Source organism: candidate division WOR-3 bacterium (assembly GCA_039803925.1).
Lineage (GTDB): Bacteria > Hydrothermota > Hydrothermia > Hydrothermales > JAJRUZ01 > JBCNVI01.
This window is the reverse complement of sequence record JBDRZL010000002.1, coordinates 44,234-60,877: the sequence shown is the minus strand read 5'-3', so window position 1 is coordinate 60,877 and position 16,644 is coordinate 44,234. Positions and strand designations below refer to the sequence as shown.

Sequence of the window (16,644 nt, the reverse complement as noted above, 5' to 3'; positions counted from 1 at the left end):
ATGTTTGTTTTTCTTTTAATTTCGGAGGTCTTTTTATCACAGGGTAATTTTGAATTTTATCTTTTTCCATTCGCAGTTTTTAAAGGAAAGTTTTTTACAATTGAACTTTATTATTCTCTTAATGTTAATCAGATTTCCCTTGAAAAAAAGAAGGGTTTTGAAGAAGGTAAATTTGATATTGAAGTTATTTGGTTTGAAGTTTTAAGCGGAAAAGGTGGAAGTGAAAGATGGACAAAGACTTTTAAAATAGGAAGAGTAGCTGAAGAAACAAAAATTTATGATGTTTTTGCTTTAAACCTTGAAGAAGGTAATTACGAGATAAAGGTTAAATTTTCAACAAAAACAAAAATTGGAGAGGTGAATTTTAGAAAAAATTTAAAAATTAATTTTCCTTTTATTTCTGACATATTTATAACCCCTCAAATAGGTAATAAGGAGGATTATTTCTTTAAAAGAGAAAATTTTGGATTTGAAATAAGATTACCTTTTTTATTTGTTTTTCCTGATACCTCCTTACATTATTTTTATGAACTTTATGGTTTTGAGGGTGATGAGATATTAAGATATGAAATCTTTAAAGGAGGAGAAAAAATTTATGAACAAGAAGAAAAGGCTCCTTTTGTTCAAAGGGGTGAAACCAGTGCAAGGATACCCTTATATAAACTGGGAACAGGTGATTTTAATTTAGTGATAAGTGTTATTAAAAATGGAAATATATTATTTTCTAAGGAAGAAAAATTCAGATATATCTCTCAGAAAAAAGTTCAGGAAGAAAATGTGAGAAAGTTTTATGAAAATTACCTGTTTTTTATAGATTATTTTGCTTCAAATGAAGAAATGGAAGAGTTTAAAAGAATAACAGATTTTAATGGGAAAAAACTCTTTGTCCAAAAATTCTGGAAAAAGTTTGACCCTGATTCTAAAACAGAAGCAAATGAGTTTATTACAGAACTTGTTGATAGGATAAATTTTGCTGATCAAAATTTTTCTATGGGTTTAAAACTTAGAGGTAGAAATACAGATCGGGGTAGAATACTTATAAAATATGGTAAACCTTCTTATGTTAATAACTCTTATTATCCTGAAAGCGAAAGGGCTTGGGAATCATGGATTTATACCGGTGAAAGAAAAATTCAATTTATCTTTGTAGATATAAATCTTGATGGTAATTATCTTTTGGTTTATTCTTCAATTCCTGAAGAACCATCAAGGGCAGACTGGAAAAAATGGATTCCAGAGGATATAGTAGAGGTCAAAAAGTAGGCTCAAAAACTTTAAAAAACCTTTTAATTTTTGGAACAGGTACTTTATTTTCAAGGACATTTGGTTTTTTAAGGGAAATGTTCCTTGCTTATTCTCTGGGTGCCACACATCTTTCAGATGTTTTTTATGCTTCTTTCAGAATAATGAACTTTTTGAGAGTTTTTATAGGAGAACAGATGATGCAGGTTTCTCTTGTTCCTTTATTTGTGGAAAATAAAAAAGATGCTGAAAAATATGAAAGATTTATTGGTTCAACCTTTACAATTTTTTTTTCGGTTTCTTTATTTTTTACAATTCTTGGGATTTTACTTTCACCGGTTTTAATTTTAATTTTTGCACCGGGTTTTAAAAATACTGAATTCAAATTTATTTATGCAAAAAATACCTTAGAACTTATGTTTCCCTTTGTTTTTTTCATCATTTTAGCAGGTTATTTTGGCTCTATTTTAAATTCAGAAAAAAAATTTTTCCCTGTTTCCTTTGCACCTTTTTTCTTTAATCTTACTTTTCTTGTTATTGGAATTTTTACATATTTCTATCTACATTTAAAGGGAAAATATTTTCTATATTCTCTTTCTCTTGCTGTTGTTGCAGGGTCTTTTTTTCAGGCTTTCTTTCAATTTATTTTTGTGATAAGAAAAATAAAATTATTTCTTACAAAAAATATTTTAATTCCTGAAATCAAAGATTTTTTTAAACTTTTAATTCCTGTTTTATTTGCAATGTTAACAAATGAAATTATCATAATTTTTACAACATTCCTTGCTTCCTATTTACCTGAAGGAGAGCTCTCCTATCTATCATATTCTTTTAGATTGAGACATTTTCCCATCGCAATACTGGGTATAGGTCTTGCAACAGTTTCCCTTCCCTATATGAGTGAGAGTGAAAGAAAACTTGATTATCTTAAAAAAATATATCAGTTTTCCCTTATTGTTTTATTTCCCTTATCTTTGATTTTAATAATTCATTCTGATTTTATTGTGAAATTATTTTTTGAAAGGGGTAAATTTACAAATCTTGATACCTATAAAACTGCTCTTGCTTTTATAATGTTTTCAGTTGGTATTCTTCCTTCTTCTCTTTTTAATGTTCATTTAAATTATTTTTATTCTCAGAAAAAAATTCTTGAGGCAAATATTTCCCATTTTAATATGCTAACATCCTTTTTAGTTTTTGCTCCTTTACTTTTTAAATTTATGGGTTATGTAGGACTTGCACTTGCCTCTTCAATTTCTTCTTTTTTTGCTTTAATATCAATATGCTTTTATACACCTGAATTTATTGATGTAAAGGAATATCTTTTTTTCATATCTTTTTCTTTAATTTTTTCCCTTATAATATTTATGAGATTTTTTCAAAACAATTTTCTTGAATTTTTCCTTGATTCTTTTTTATCTTTAATATTCTTTTTATTTTTTAAAGAAAAATGGAAAATGAAAGGTCTTTAAAAAGAATTATTGAGGCATTGCTTTTTGCCTCATCAAAGCCTATTACCTTAAAAAAGATTTCAAAGATTACAGGATTTGGGGAGGAAAGGGTAAAGGAGGAAATAGAAAAAATAAAGGAAGAATATAAAGAAAGAGCTTTTGGAATATTTGAAGTTGCCGGTGGTTATGTAATGTATACGAAAGAAGATTATGCTGATTATGTAAAGAAATTAAGAGGGGAGAATTCTTTTAGAATTTCAAAAGCAATGCTTGAAACTCTCGCAATAATAGCTTATAAACAGCCTATTACAAAAGCAGAGATAGAAATTTTAAAAGGAACATCTGCAGATTTCACACTTAGAAGTTTGCTTGAAAAAGGACTTATAAAGGTTGTGGGAAGAAAAAAAATAAAAGGAGCTCCTTTACTTTATGGAACTACAGAGAAATTTTTGAAAATGTTTGGTTTAAAAAGCCTTGATGAACTTCCAAGAGTAGAATAGTAATTTTAAAAATATTTTTTAAACAGAACTTTCAAGTATTTTTTTCATTTTTCTTGCATTTTCAAGCATTGAATGGTTATTGTTAAAAAATACATAAATTTTTTCTGGCTTTGTTTTTATAATTCTTTCAGCAATTTCTTTTAATTCTTCATCTTCATAATAATGAGAATACCAGTCAGTTCTTCCGTGCATTCTTAAATAGACTATTCCGTTAAGATTTATAATATCTCTTGGAAATATAGGTGCATCCATTGAAACCCAAGTAATATTTAGATTTTTTGCCCATTTATAATTTTCCTTTTTAAACCAGGATTTTTCTCTTGGCTCAAAGGCAAACTTTTCCTTTAAATTTGTAAATTTTATAAATTTTTCCAATTTTTCTCTATTTTTATCAGAAAAATTAGGTGGTGTTTGAAATAGATAAAAATCTATGAAATTTTCAAGGGGTCTAAAGAGATTTTTAAATTTTTCCCATGTAAAAAAAGCTTTTTCAGAAAATTTAAAAACATGCGTTATAAATTGATTCACCTTAACACTCCATCTTAAATTAAAAGTTTTCTTTGCCCAGGAATTTATATGAGAAGAAAGTGGAAATCTGTAAAAGGAAGCATTTAATTCAATAGCATTTAAATTGCTTTCCTTAACAAACCATTCAAAGTTACCCCCTTCATTCCATGAATAAGCCCAGCCCGATGTACCTACAAATATTTTATTCTCTACGGAATTTTTCAACCCCTTGTTCAAAGAGATTGTTTCCGTAAGCATCAATTGCACAAATTGTTGGAAAATCTTCAACTTCCAGCTCTCTTATTGCCTCAGGGCCAAGATCTTCATAAGCAATAACTCTAACCCTTTTTATTGTTCTTGAAATTAAAGCACCTGCCCCTCCCACTGCAACAAGATAAATTGCTTTAAACTTCTTAAGAGACTCAATAACTTGAGGAGTCCTTTCTCCTTTTCCAATTGTTGCTTTTACACCCATTTCAAGTATAAAAGGAGTATAGGGATCCATTCTTATTGAAGTAGTTGGACCTGCTGAACCTATCACCTGTCCGGGTTTACTTGGAGTTGGACCAACATAGTATATTATTTGACCCTTTAAATCAATGGGAAGACCTTTACCACCTTTATAATCTTCAAGCATCCTTTTATGAGCAGCATCTCTTGCTGTATAAATAATTCCTGAAATATAAACTGGATCCCCTGCTTTTATTGATAAAATTGTTTCTTCATCAACTGGTGTCTTAATTTTTATATCTTTCATTATTTGTTTTTTAATCTTGCTTTTTTTATAATAATGGGGATAGAACCAGGTTCAACTCCAAAATAAAATTATAATAAAAAATTATGTTTATTACAACATTGTTTTTTATTTTATCTCAAACCCAGATTAATATTGATGAGTTTAAAAATAAGGTAAAGGAAAAATGGGAATCTATAAAAACCTGTATATGTGAATATAACACCTTTCAGAAAAAAATTGATAAAATTGAAGAGGCTTCTTATTTTGTTTACTTTAAAAAACCCTTATGGACAAGATTAAAAGTTCTAAAAGGAAAAAATAAAGATTCCGAAGCAATGTATAATCCTGAAAAAAATATAGTTAGGGGTAGAAAGGGTGGTTTACTTAGAGGTGTTGTATTAACTTTAAAACCTGATGATGGAAGAGTTGTATCTATAAGGGGGTTTAAAACTTATGATGCTGGAATAAGTGGTGTCTACCTTAGATTTTTAAAATACATGGATGAGGGATATGAAATGGAATATATAGGTGATTTTGAAGAAAAAGGTTTTAAGGGTAAAAAAATAAAGGTCAAAATTTTAAATCCTGAAAAATACTATGGTTTTAATGAAGAAATATTTTGGTTTACTGAAGATTATGTGCCTTATAGAGTAGAGGGTTTTGAAAAAGGAGAAAAGGTTCTTGATTCACAATTTTATATGTTTAAATTAAATGTAGAAATTGAAGAGGAAATCTGGCAGCTTTAAAAATTTAATCTTCTATCTTAATAAAGGTTCTCCAAGGTCCATGAACACCAAGTATTAATTTTTTTTCTATATCAGCAGTTCTTGATGGACCGCTGACAAAAAGTAAATTCCCATTAAAGATAAATTTTTCATCAAAAAAATTCTCAAAATAATCTAATATTTTCTCCCTTTTTATTCTGAAAAATACTTCCTCTTCATTAAAGAAATCTTTAAAATCCTTTGAATTTAAAATGCAGGTTCCTGTTTCAGAAATAGCATACTCTACTTTGAATTCTTTTCCCCTTTCCCCAAATTCCCCTTTTACCTCTTTCCAGTTTTTTTCAAAGTTATTTTCATATTTTGTTTTTTCTTCTTCCTCTTTAAAATCTTCAAAATAGGGATAATGTTTTTTTTCTTTATTTTTTAAAATTTGACTTACAATTGAAACTGGAATTTTTTCTGAAAGGAACCGTAGTAAAAATGGGTAATTATTCAAAATTGAATAAATTTTTAAAAATAGTTTAATTTTAAGAGGAAGATATTTTTCTTTTCTTATTCTTTTAATTTTACCGGAGATATTTATCTTAACAGGGCATACAGTATCACAAAATCCACATAGAGTTGAATAGAAAGCATTTGAGTAAAAGTTATATAAAAGAGCATTCCATAAGATCCCTATTGGTCCATTGTAAGGTCCTTTGTAATTTTCAGCTTCTTCTACTCCATACACAGGACATATATTTGAACAGGCTCCGCATCTTATACAGTAAAGTAGCTCTCTAAATTCCTCGTTCTTTGCAATTTCTCCCCTTTTACCTTCAAGAATTACTATATACCAGTTCCCCTCCTTTTTTTCTGAAAGTAAATGCACATAAGATGTTATTCTCTGACCCGTTGCACTCCTTGGTAAAATTCTTAAAAAAACTGGAAAGTCTTTGATTGATTCAACAAATTTTTCAATACCGAATATCGTTATACAGGTTTTTGGAAAATAGAAGGTTTTTCCCAGGTTACCTTCATTTTCAAAACATCCAATAATTCCTTCCTTAGCGAAAACAAAGTTTGCTCCTAAAATACCTGTATCAGCCTCTTCAAAAATTTTTTTTAATCTTATTCTTGCAAAATTTGTAAGTTCTTCAACATTATCACTCAGTTTTACATTGAATTTCTCTTCAAAAAGATTTTTAACATCAAATCTTGAAAAATGTATCGCAGGAGCTACAATATGTTTTGGTAGTGAACCTTCAAGGTCACATATCCATTCACCCAAATCAGTTTCGTTAAATTCATAACCATTTTTTCTTAAAAATTTTTTTAACCCAATTTCTTCTTGAGTCATAGATTTTGAAGCAACTATTTTTCTTGATTTTTCTTTTTCAAGAATTCCTTTCAATATGTGTTTTACCTCTTCAGGTGTTCTGGCTAAAAAAACCTTTACTCCTTTTTCTTCCATTTTTTTTATGAAAATTTTTATAAGTTCTTTATAATTCTTTATAGAGTTTTCTTTTATATTTCTTGCTTTTTCCCTTAATTCTTCAAAATTTATTTCCTTAATTATACTTTCTCTTTTATCAAAAGCCCTTTTTATATTAATTAAAACTCTGTTTTCTTCCATAGTATTTTTTCTAAAGGATGAATTATTTCAAATCCTTTTGATTTCATATGAAGAGAACATCCGGGTTCTATTGAGATAATTTCCTTTTCTTTATATTTTGCTTTAAGAATTTTTTCAGAGGTTTTAAGATAGATAGAAGAAAATACACCACCGAATCCACAGCAACCGAGAAATTCTGGTTTTTTGTTTTTAAAAATTTTAAAATGACAGGAAGTATGAAAATTATAAGGTAATTCAATTATTTTCTCTTTTATCAAAAAATTTGTAATTTCTTCAGCATAAAAAGAATTTTTTTTTCCAGTAAGTAAGGGTAAATTTTCTAAGACATATTCAAGACAGGAGCCAGAAAAGAATAAAATTTCCTTGTTTTTCCATTCCTTTAAAATTAAGTTCCCAATTTTTTTTGCTTTTTTAAAGTTTCCAGTATTATAAAAGACTTGTCCACAGCAAAAAGGTTTATTTAAGATTTGAGCTTCAAATTCTTTTTTCTGAAGAAGTTTTTTTATTTCTTTAATTAAATTTTTATAAATTAAATTTCCAATACAGGTAGGGAAGATGTAGATTTTTTTATTCATTATTTTATAATTATAAGTGTGTTAAAACCTATTGTTAAAGATATTTTAAATTTCTTTTTTCCTCCTCTTTGTTTAATCTGTGAAAATTTAAAAGAAGATAAATTTTTCTGCAAAGGTTGTTTAGAGCTTATTTTAAGGTCAAAAATACATCCACCTTTTTGTAAAAAATGTGGAAGAAATTTAAAGAGTCATAAATGCAGTATTAAATTAAAATATATTGATGAAGTTTATGCAATTTTTAATTATAATGATATAATTAAGGAGCTTATAGAAAGTTACAAATTTAAAAGGTATACAAAAATTAAGGAATTTTTTGTTCCTTTTGTTATAGAATGGATTGAAAAGGTTTTACCTCTATTTGATATAATAATTCCTGTTCCTCTTCATCCGTCAAAAGAAAGGGAAAGGGGATTTAATCAGAATGTTTTAATTCTTGAAAGTGTTAAAAAAATTTTAAAAATAAATTATAGAAATGATATTTTAATAAGACTGAAACCAACAAGACCCCAGTCAAGAATTAAAGAATTTAAAAAGAGGGAAGAAAATGTAAGGGATGCCTTTAAAGTTATTAAAAGCAATGAAGTAAAAGATAAAAGAATCTTACTTTTTGATGATGTTTTTACCTCTGGGAAAACCCTTGAAGAATGTGCGAAGGTTTTAAAATCAAAAGGTTCTGAAAAGGTTTTTGCCCTTTCAATTGCCACTGGTTCATAGTTTGTTTTATAATCATTTATCAAGGTTCTATCCCCTTTTAATATAATTTTGTAAAATGAATGTTTACATAATAGGAGTGGGAATTGCTTTAAGAGGTAAAATTTCTCCTGATGTGAGTTTTAGAGAACTTATTTATGAAGCAGCAGAGAAAGCCTATCTTGATGCTGGAATAGAACCAAGAGATGTTGATACTTTCGTTTGTGTATCAGAAGATTTTGAAGAAGGAACATCAATTTTTGATGAATATGTTCCTGATCAACTTGGTGCTGTTTTAAAGCCAGTTCATACAATTTGTGCTGATGCTATTACAGGTATTGCTTCTTTATATGCCCAGATTAAAACAGGATATTTTAAAATTGGTGTCCTTGAAGCTCATTCCAAATTATCAAATATTAAAAATCATCATCATTTATTCTCAATGGCTTTAGATCCCATATATGTTAGACCTCTTGAAATAAATCCTTATGCACTTATTGCTCTTGAGATGGCAATGTTTCTTGATTCAAGAGGTTATGATGAATTGGATACTGCTCATGTAGTTACAAAAAATAAAGCAAATGCTTTATTATTTGGTAGAAGTCCTTTTGGTTCTATAATTCCTCCTGAGGAAGTTCTTCTCTCAAAACCAGTATCTGAACCTTTAAGGGAACTTGATATTTCTCCCAATGCTGACGGAGCATGTGTTATTGTTGTAGCGAATGAAGAAATAGCAAAAGAAAGAAATAGAGACTTTATAAAAATCCAGGGAGTTGGTTTTGGAGAGTTCACACCCAATATTGAAAGATGGGAAGGTGATGCGGAATATCTGAGTGTTGCAGCAAGAAAAGCTTATTCAATGGCAGGTATTAGAAATCCTATCAAAGAAATTGATTTTGCAGAGATTGATGATACTTTTTCTTACAAGGAATTACAGCATCTTGAAGCATTATCCCTTGCAAGGTATGGGGAATCAGCTGAATTATTGAGGGAGGGTTTTTATGATTTAAGTGGAGAATTACCTGTTAATCCTACAGGTGGAAATTTAGGTAATGGAAATTTTTCTTTAATGAATGGTGCAAGAGCTATATATGATGCTATTTTACAGTTGAGGAAAAGTGCTTCAAATGTTCAATTAAGAGAACCTGAGACTGCTTTACTTGCATCATGGAAGGGATTTCCTTCTGCAAGTGGAGGAGTTTTAATTTTAAAAAGGGAGGGTTAAAATGGCACAGAAAGTTGCAATTCTTGGTGCAGGGATGACAAAATTTATGAGAAGAGCAAAGGAGCAAGGTAAAGAGCTTGCTTTTGAAGCAGCAAAGATGGCTCTTTTAGATGCAAAGATGGATATAAGTGAGATTGATTGTGTAGTAATGGCAACAGCACCTGATGCTTTTGATGGAGTCCATATGAAGGGTGATTGGATTTCCGATGGAGCAGGTGCTAAAAGAAAACCCTATATGAGGTCTTATGTTGGAGGAGGTTCTGGTGTTTTTTCAATAATTCATGGTTTTTATCTTGTTGCAAGTGGTATGTTTGATACTTGTCTTGTTGTTGCAGAAGAAAAAATGTCTTCCTGTATGCCACATCCTCAAGGTGCTTTTAATACTATTTATGATCAATTTCTTGAAAGACCCTTAGGAGTAAATCTTTTATGGATATTTTCTCTTGAGATGATGAGATATATGAAAGTTCATAAAATACCCCTTGAAACAATTGCCCTTGTTTCTGTAAAGAATAAGAAGAATGGAATGGATCACCCATGCGCTCAGAAGGGAATTGCCGGTGAGTATACTGTTAAAGATATTCTTGATTCAGAAGTTATTGCCTATCCAGTTTACAGATTGATGGTTTCACCTATAACAGATGCGGCTTGTGCTATTGTAATTGCATCAGAACATGAAGCAAAAAAAAGAACCGATAAGCCTATTTGGATTGAAGGTGTAGGATGGTGTCTTGATACTTCTTACTGGACAAATAGAGATCTTTATTATCCAAGATATGTTGAATATGCAGCAAGAATGGCTTATGATATGGCAGGAATAAAAGATCCAAGAAAAGAGATTCATGTGGTTGAACCCTATGATCCTTTTGCTTATAAGGAACTCCATCATCTTGAGGGGCTTTTGCTTGCTGATAAAGGTGAGGCTCCTAAATTGCTTGAAAAAGGTTTTTGGAACAGGGATACGGAAAATGGGATACCTTCAAGTCCTTCAGGCGGCCTTTTAGGAGTTGGAAATCCAATAGCAGCTGCTGGACTTATGAAGGTTATTGAAATTTATTTGCAATTAAAGGGAGAAGCAGGTAAAAGGCAGGTTAAAAGAGAGGTAAAGAGAGGACTGGCACAGGCATGGGGAGACTTGATGCAAGTTGGAACAGTTGTTATTTTATCTAAATAGGAGGTAAAAAATGGAATTTAAAGGAACACCACTTGATACAAAAGATTTTGAAAAAGTTTTTAAAGTTGAGTGGAAAAGTAAACTTGAGTATGAATGGGATTGTGGAATAGCTATAACTAAATTTTTTGAGGGTTTAAAGCAGGGTAAAATTCTGGCAAGAAAGTGCTATTCCTGTGGTAGGGTAATTGTTCCGCCAAGAATGTTCTGTGAAATCTGTTTCAGACCAACTGATGAATGGATTTTATTAAAAGATGAAGGTGAAATTCTTACCTTTTCTGTTTCTTATGTTAACTGGGATGCTTCAAGAAGAGATGAGCCAGAGATTCCTGCTGTAATAAGGCTTGAAGGTGCCTCAGAAAATATAGGAATATTACATAAAATAGGCGAAGCAGGTGATTCCTTGGAAGAGATTTTAAAAAATATTGATATAGGAACAAGGGTAAAAGCAGTCTGGAAAAAGGAAAACGAAAGGGAAGGAGCGATAACGGATATTTTATATTTTAAGCCAATAAAAAGGAGGAAATAAAATGCCCTTTAAAGATTTTATTGAAAGATTAAGTGATGTAAAAGTGCAAAAAGGTGATATTCCAGTTTGGTGGGTTTATACTGTGGGAAATGGTGGAGAAATTTTTTATAAAGGTTTAAAAGAAGGAAAAATTAAAGGAAGTTACTGTGAAAATTGTGAATCAATAATTTTACCTCCAAGAATTTACTGTGAGGATTGTTTTGAGAGGATTGAAAAATTTGTTGATGTTGAAGGTCCCTTTGTTGTTCTTGTTATGACTAAATCTTATCTTGATTTAGATGGAAATCCTCTTGATAAGCCTCAAAAGATTGCTTTAATTGGTGTTCCTGATGCTAAAGGTGGAATAATACATTTTCTTGATCCTGATACTGATATAGATACAGGTGACATAGTTGTACCATTTTTTAATAAAAATAGAGTTGGTTCACTTAAGGATATAAAATACTTTACAATAAAGAAATGATTGAATATTATAACGAGGAGAAGACCCCTTTTGAGATAGTTGAGGAGTTAAATAAATATATAATTGGACAGGAAGAAGCCAAAAAAGCAGTTGCTATTGCTTTGAGGAATAGGTGGAGGAGAATGAGAGTAAAGGGTAAGATAAGAGAAGAGATTCATCCCTTTAATATTCTTATGATAGGACCAACAGGAGTTGGAAAAACAGAGATAGCAAGAAGGCTTGCTCAGCTTACTGGTTCACCTTTTTTAAAAGTTGAGGCTACAAGATATACTGAGGTTGGGTATGTTGGGAAGGATGTGGAAAGTATGGTTAGGGATTTAGTGGAGGTTGCTTTTAATATGCTAAGACAGAAAAGAGTGAAGGAAGTGGAAAATAGAGCGAGGGAACTTGCAGAGGATAAAATTGTAGAAATACTTGCAGGAGCCCAGTTTTCTCCGAGAGAGACAATAAGAGAACATTTAAGAAGGGGATTTTATAATGATAGAGAAATTGATATTGAGGTAAAACAATCTCCTGTTTCTGTTATTCCAGTACCTATGGGTCAGGATACAATTGCTCAGAGTTTGCAGGATGTTATGGAAGATATTTTCCCAAAGAGAACGGTTATCAAGAGAATGAAAGTTAAGGATGCACTTGAATATTACACTCAAGAAGCTGCAAATAAGCTCATTAATATTGAAGAAGTAAAACAGGAAGCACTTAAACTTGCGCAGGAAAAGGGTATAATTTTTATAGATGAGATTGATAAAATAGTAGGTAAGGGAGAAGAACATGGACCCTCTGTTTCAAGAGAAGGTGTTCAGAGAGATCTTTTACCAATTGTGGAGGGAACAAGTGTATGGACGAAATACGGAGTTGTAAAAACAGATAACATACTTTTTATAGGAGCAGGTGCTTTCAGTAAATCCTCACCACAGGATTTGATACCTGAACTTCAAGGAAGATTTCCTATAAGAGTAGAGTTACATCCACTTGGTGAGAAGGAATTTGAGAGGATTTTGGTTGAACCTGAAAATTCTCTTATAAAACAATTTAAAGCTTTATTTGAGGCAGAGGGATTTACTTTAGAGTTTGAGGAAGAGGCAATTAAAAAGATAGCACATTACGCTTACCTTGCAAATCAAAAAATGGAGGATATTGGAGCAAGAAGATTGCAAACTGTTATGAATCTTGTTCTTGAAGATGCTTTATTCAGAATGCCTTATTTAGATAGAAATCCTTATGTGGTTACAGCTTCTTATGTTGATGAAATCTTATCAAAAGCATTAAAGGAGGAAGATGTATCAAGGTATATCTTATGAATATAAGAAAACCTGCAGTAAGTGGTGCTTTTTATCCTTCAGAAAAAAAAGAACTTGAAAATTTGATAAGTATGCTATTTGAAAATGTTGAAGATATTGATTTAAAAATTAAATCAGCTATAACACCTCATGCAGGCTATATTTACTCAGGAGAAACAGCTTCATATGTTTATAAAAATCTCAAAAATTATTATGAAAGAATAGTAATTTTAGGTGTTTCTCATCATTATTCTTTTAATTATGCTTCCCTTGATGAAAATGAAAGATGGCAAACTCCCTTAGGTGAAGTGGAACTTGATTTAGATTTTGAAGAAAAATTAAAAAATTACGATGTATTTAAATTTAATTCCATTTATCACAGTAATGAACATTCCATTGAGGTTCAGGTTCCCTTTTTACAGTATAAATTTAAAGATAAATTTAAATTGGTTCCTATTCTAATAGGAACATTCAAAAGAGAAACTCTTGATATTATAGCAGAAGTTTTAAAAAAGGAAATAGATGATAAGACACTTGTAATTGCAAGTTCGGATTTTTATCATGGTTATTCTTATAGAGATTGTAAAAATGTAAATATACATTCAAAGGAAATACTTGAAAGAGGGTATCCTCAAGAATTCTTTAATGGAATAATGGAGGAAAAGATTATGGCCTGTGGAGCATCTGCAATATATGTTCTTTTAAAAATTTTTAGAAACGGTAAATTTGGAAGGAAAGTTTTATATATGACAACCTCCCAAGATGTTATAAAAGAAAAATCTTTGGGTTATGTTGTTGGTTATATATCCTATGTGATATATGAATAGGGCTCAAAAAGTTTTTGATTTTTTTAAAAAACTTTACGAACTTGGTCTTTATGTTTTTGGCGAAAGAGATAAAATTGAGAATATAAAAGTTCGGACACAGAACGAGCTTAAAAAAATGACTGATATGTTTAAAGAGATGGAGGAAACAACATTAAAAATAGGTGATATTTCCAGTAAAGTTGAAGGAGAATTACTAAAAATCTATAATAAGTTACCTCTTTATCTTTCCTTTTACAACAAAGAAATTGGGAGGATAGAAAAAGTTTTAAGATTCTTCGATAAGTTGACTGAGAATACTGAAAAATTGCTGGAGGAGATTCATTATATAGAGATTGTTTCAAGGAATTCTGAAATAAAGGCTTATCATCTTGGAGAGAAAGGTAAAGGTTTATCTGTGGTTTCTCAGGAATTATCGAAATTGGCACAGAGGATTATATTGCATGCAAAAATTCTTTCTTTGGATGTTGAAAAGATTAAAGATAATTTTGAGTCTTTAAAACTAAAACAAAACAAAATTCTGGAGCTGGTTGGAGAATTAAATAAATATGAAAAAATTTTGAGCGAGATATTTGAAAAATTAAAGGAATCTATAAAGAATTTTTTGAATACTCTAAAGGATCTTGTTTTGATATATTCAGAGAGAAAAACTCTTTTAGATGAATTATTTAGGAACATAATAGATCTTGAAACAAAAAGCACTCTCTTTTTTAATGATGCTGAGAAGGTGCTTATTTATTCAGAGATTTTTAAAGGGAATGAAGAAATTCTTGAATCTCTTTATGAAATAATGGATTTAGCTTCCTCATCACCTATTTATCTTAAAAAGAGAATAAATAATAAGATTGAGTTCTTTTCAAATAATATAGATTTAATTATAAAAGAGTTAAGTAATAGATTTTCTAATTTTGAAAAGAGTAAGGATGAATGGGAGAAGAAATTAGATATTTTAAGGAGTATTGTTGGAAAAATTAAAATTCAGGATAAAAGGATAAAGGACTTAGAAGAGTTAACTCTTAAAAATTTCAAGTTAAATGTTTCTTACTATCTGGATCAAATTAATAATATGGATAAAGTTATAAATGAGTTTTTTTCCTATTTAATTTCTTATCGAGAATCTTTCAATCTTGAAAGAACCGATTTTAAATTTTTAAAGTATTTGAGACAGATGAAAGAAGATTTAAAAGACGGAGAAATTCTCTCCCTTTACTCATCAGTTGAAACAGCAAGGGCAGGTATAAAAGAAGATCCCCTATCTATGGAGCTCAAAGAAAGAGTCAGAAATTCTATATCTTTGTCAGAGGAGATTATAGGATTTATAAAAGAAATTACAAGCTTAGCGATAGCTAAAGAGAGTTTATTTACTGAGTATGAAAAGGACATAAGTTTTTTTGATATGAAAAAAGAAATTGAGATACTTGAAGAAAGTTTTGATAAGATAGGTGAAATGACAGATAGTATAGGAAGTGATATAGAAAAATTTAAGGACACCTTTGTTATACTCGAAGAATTTATAAATCAATTAACTCTAAAGTTCAAGGATATTGAAAGATTGATGGCAGATACTAAGAAAGATATATCAGATGTTAAGGAGAAGGTAGTAAGGAGATTACCTTACATAGATGAGGAAGGAGAAAAATCTGTAGAGGAAATTGTTTTGAGGTTACCTCTAAATAGTAATCCTGCTAATTTGAATCCCTACATGGCAACGGATGCTACAAGTAACACAATTCTTGAAAATATTCACAGGTCTTTATTTATGGTTTCTCCAATTTCAAGTAAAGTAATACCTTTTCTTGTCGAAAAATTTGAAATAGAAAAAGAGGGTAAATTGTATATTTTTTACCTTAGAAAAAATGTAAAGTTTCATAATGGAGAAATTATGACATCCCATGATGTTAGAGATTCTTTAATGAGAACTTTAAAGGGAAATTACAGAAATTATTTTGATATGATAAAAGGAGCTAAGGATTTTATTGAAGGTACAAAAAATTTTGTTGAGGGTATAAGAATTGTAGATGATTATAGAATAGAAGTAGAACTTGAGTATCCTTTTGTTCCTTTCATTTATAATCTTGCTCTTGTCAATGCAGCTATTACAAGGGAGAAAAATGGTGATTTAATAGGTTTGGGTCCTTTTATTCTTAAAGATTATAAAAAGGATGAGTATATAGAACTTGTGGCTTTTGATGATTATTTTGCGGGAAGAGCTAATGTGGATAGGATTATCTTTTTAATTAAAGAAAAAGAAACAATAATTTTTTTAAATATGTTTTTAAAAGGCGAATTAGATGTGCTTGAGCCTTCCTATGAAGAAGAAGAAATTTTAAAGGAAAAAGCACCTAATTATTTCCAGAAAATAAAAACAGTCCCAGAACTTTCAATTCATAGGCTTGATTTTAATAACAGGAAGTATCCCTTTAATAACATTCACTTTCGTAAAGCCTTGAATTATGCTTTTGATAAAGAGAAATTTATAAAAGAAATATTAAAAGGTAGATCAATAAAGGCTAATGGAATTTTTGCTCCTTCATCAGAGGTTTATAATCCTGATTTAAAAGGATATGAGTTTGATATTGAGAAAGCAAAAGAGGAATTATCTAAGTCTGGAGTGAAATTACCCATTAAAATAAAGCTTACTGTTTCTGAAAGTACAGCATACAGGAGAAATGCTGAGTTTATTAAAGAGTGTTTTGAAAAGCTTGGAATTGAAGTTCAAATTGAAGTAAAACCATGGAAAGAATTTCTTGAATCTGTTCATTTAGATAAAACTGAATGTCATACAATTGGTTGGGTAGCAGATACCGGTGATCCTGACAGTATTGTTTATCCAATGTATCATTCAAATTCCATTAAATCAGGAGCTAATGAAGCAAAATATTCAAACTCCCTTGTTGATAAATTGATTGAAGAAGCAAGGAGAGTTAGAATACCTGAAATAAGGAAGAAAATTTATCAGGAGATAGAAAAGAAAATATTAGAAGATGCACCTTGCATATTTTTATATCATCCCTATGAAAGGGTTCTTTTGTCTGATAAAGTTCTTGGAATTTGGCCCCATCCATTGGGACACTTCAGATTGGAGATTGCTTTTAAATTTCCATAAAAATA

16 protein-coding genes are annotated in these 16,644 nt (G+C 30.0%); 12 read left to right on the top strand and 4 right to left on the bottom strand.

Annotation, left to right across the window (positions count from 1 at the left end):
* From ABIN17_01440 to scpB, 3 genes are read left to right on the top strand one after another with little or no spacing between them, the layout of a single operon-like run.
* Entirely contained in the window at positions 1 to 1,263 is a 1,263-nt protein-coding gene (locus tag ABIN17_01440; GenBank protein MEO0283725.1) for a GWxTD domain-containing protein, read from the top strand.
* The gene (gene murJ, locus ABIN17_01435; GenBank protein ID MEO0283724.1) at positions 1,227 to 2,714 is read left to right on the top strand and encodes a murein biosynthesis integral membrane protein MurJ; all 1,488 of its coding nucleotides are present in this window, start codon (positions 1,227 to 1,229) and stop codon (positions 2,712 to 2,714) included. Before ABIN17_01440 ends, murJ begins: the two co-directional genes overlap by 37 nt.
* Entirely contained in the window at positions 2,693 to 3,193 is a 501-nt protein-coding gene (gene scpB / locus ABIN17_01430; GenBank protein MEO0283723.1) for an SMC-Scp complex subunit ScpB, read from the top strand. The genes murJ and scpB overlap by 22 nt, the downstream gene beginning before the upstream one ends.
* Before the next feature lie 18 nt (positions 3,194 to 3,211).
* On the opposite strand, the gene ABIN17_01425 is transcribed toward scpB, so the two are convergent.
* Together ABIN17_01425 and ABIN17_01420 are read right to left on the bottom strand one after the other, a co-directional pair.
* On the bottom strand, positions 3,212 to 3,925 hold the full coding sequence (locus ABIN17_01425) for a DUF72 domain-containing protein (protein MEO0283722.1): 714 nt from the start codon (positions 3,923 to 3,925) through the stop codon (positions 3,212 to 3,214).
* On the bottom strand, positions 3,903 to 4,460 hold the full coding sequence (locus tag ABIN17_01420; GenBank protein ID MEO0283721.1) for a Fe-S-containing hydro-lyase: 558 nt from the start codon (positions 4,458 to 4,460) through the stop codon (positions 3,903 to 3,905). The genes ABIN17_01425 and ABIN17_01420 overlap by 23 nt, the downstream gene beginning before the upstream one ends.
* Before the next feature lie 80 nt (positions 4,461 to 4,540).
* On the opposite strand from ABIN17_01420, the gene ABIN17_01415 reads away from it, so the two are divergent.
* Positions 4,541 to 5,182, top strand: coding sequence for a hypothetical protein (locus ABIN17_01415; GenBank protein ID MEO0283720.1), 642 nt, complete (start codon positions 4,541 to 4,543; stop codon positions 5,180 to 5,182).
* A 4-nt stretch (positions 5,183 to 5,186) separates the two neighbouring features.
* Here the strand turns inward: ABIN17_01415 and ABIN17_01410 are convergent, their stop codons facing one another.
* Both ABIN17_01410 and ABIN17_01405 read right to left on the bottom strand, forming a co-directional pair.
* The gene (locus tag ABIN17_01410; protein ID MEO0283719.1) at positions 5,187 to 6,776 is read right to left on the bottom strand and encodes an LUD domain-containing protein; all 1,590 of its coding nucleotides are present in this window, start codon (positions 6,774 to 6,776) and stop codon (positions 5,187 to 5,189) included.
* Positions 6,755 to 7,351, bottom strand: a complete 597-nt coding sequence (locus ABIN17_01405; protein ID MEO0283718.1) for a (Fe-S)-binding protein — start codon at positions 7,349 to 7,351, stop codon at positions 6,755 to 6,757. Before ABIN17_01405 ends, ABIN17_01410 begins: the two co-directional genes overlap by 22 nt.
* Before the next feature lie 18 nt (positions 7,352 to 7,369).
* Between ABIN17_01405 and ABIN17_01400 the strand changes: the two genes are divergently transcribed.
* The 8 genes from ABIN17_01400 to ABIN17_01365 are packed head-to-tail and all read left to right on the top strand — an operon-like array spanning position 7,370 to position 16,639.
* Entirely contained in the window at positions 7,370 to 8,065 is a 696-nt protein-coding gene (locus ABIN17_01400) for a ComF family protein (protein MEO0283717.1), read from the top strand.
* A gap of 55 nt (positions 8,066 to 8,120) precedes the next feature.
* Positions 8,121 to 9,266, top strand: coding sequence for an acetyl-CoA acetyltransferase (locus tag ABIN17_01395; protein MEO0283716.1), 1,146 nt, complete (start codon positions 8,121 to 8,123; stop codon positions 9,264 to 9,266).
* Between the two features lies 1 nt (position 9,267).
* A complete protein-coding gene (locus tag ABIN17_01390; protein ID MEO0283715.1) occupies positions 9,268 to 10,440 on the top strand; it encodes a thiolase domain-containing protein in 1,173 nt (390 codons plus the stop codon).
* Positions 10,441 to 10,450: 10 nt separating this feature from the next.
* Positions 10,451 to 10,966, top strand: a complete 516-nt coding sequence (locus tag ABIN17_01385; GenBank protein MEO0283714.1) for a Zn-ribbon domain-containing OB-fold protein — start codon at positions 10,451 to 10,453, stop codon at positions 10,964 to 10,966.
* 1 nt (position 10,967) lies between these two features.
* Positions 10,968 to 11,429: a zinc ribbon domain-containing protein gene (locus ABIN17_01380; protein MEO0283713.1), complete on the top strand. Its 462-nt coding sequence runs from the start codon at positions 10,968 to 10,970 to the stop codon at positions 11,427 to 11,429.
* A complete protein-coding gene (hslU, locus tag ABIN17_01375) occupies positions 11,426 to 12,730 on the top strand; it encodes an ATP-dependent protease ATPase subunit HslU (protein MEO0283712.1) in 1,305 nt (434 codons plus the stop codon). The genes ABIN17_01380 and hslU overlap by 4 nt, the downstream gene beginning before the upstream one ends.
* Positions 12,727 to 13,536 carry an AmmeMemoRadiSam system protein B gene (gene amrB, locus ABIN17_01370; protein MEO0283711.1) on the top strand — a complete coding sequence of 270 codons (810 nt, stop codon included), beginning with the start codon at positions 12,727 to 12,729 and terminating at the stop codon, positions 13,534 to 13,536. The genes hslU and amrB overlap by 4 nt, the downstream gene beginning before the upstream one ends.
* The gene (locus tag ABIN17_01365) at positions 13,529 to 16,639 is read left to right on the top strand and encodes an ABC transporter substrate-binding protein (GenBank protein MEO0283710.1); all 3,111 of its coding nucleotides are present in this window, start codon (positions 13,529 to 13,531) and stop codon (positions 16,637 to 16,639) included. The genes amrB and ABIN17_01365 overlap by 8 nt, the downstream gene beginning before the upstream one ends.
* The last annotated feature ends 5 nt before the right edge of the window (positions 16,640 to 16,644 follow it).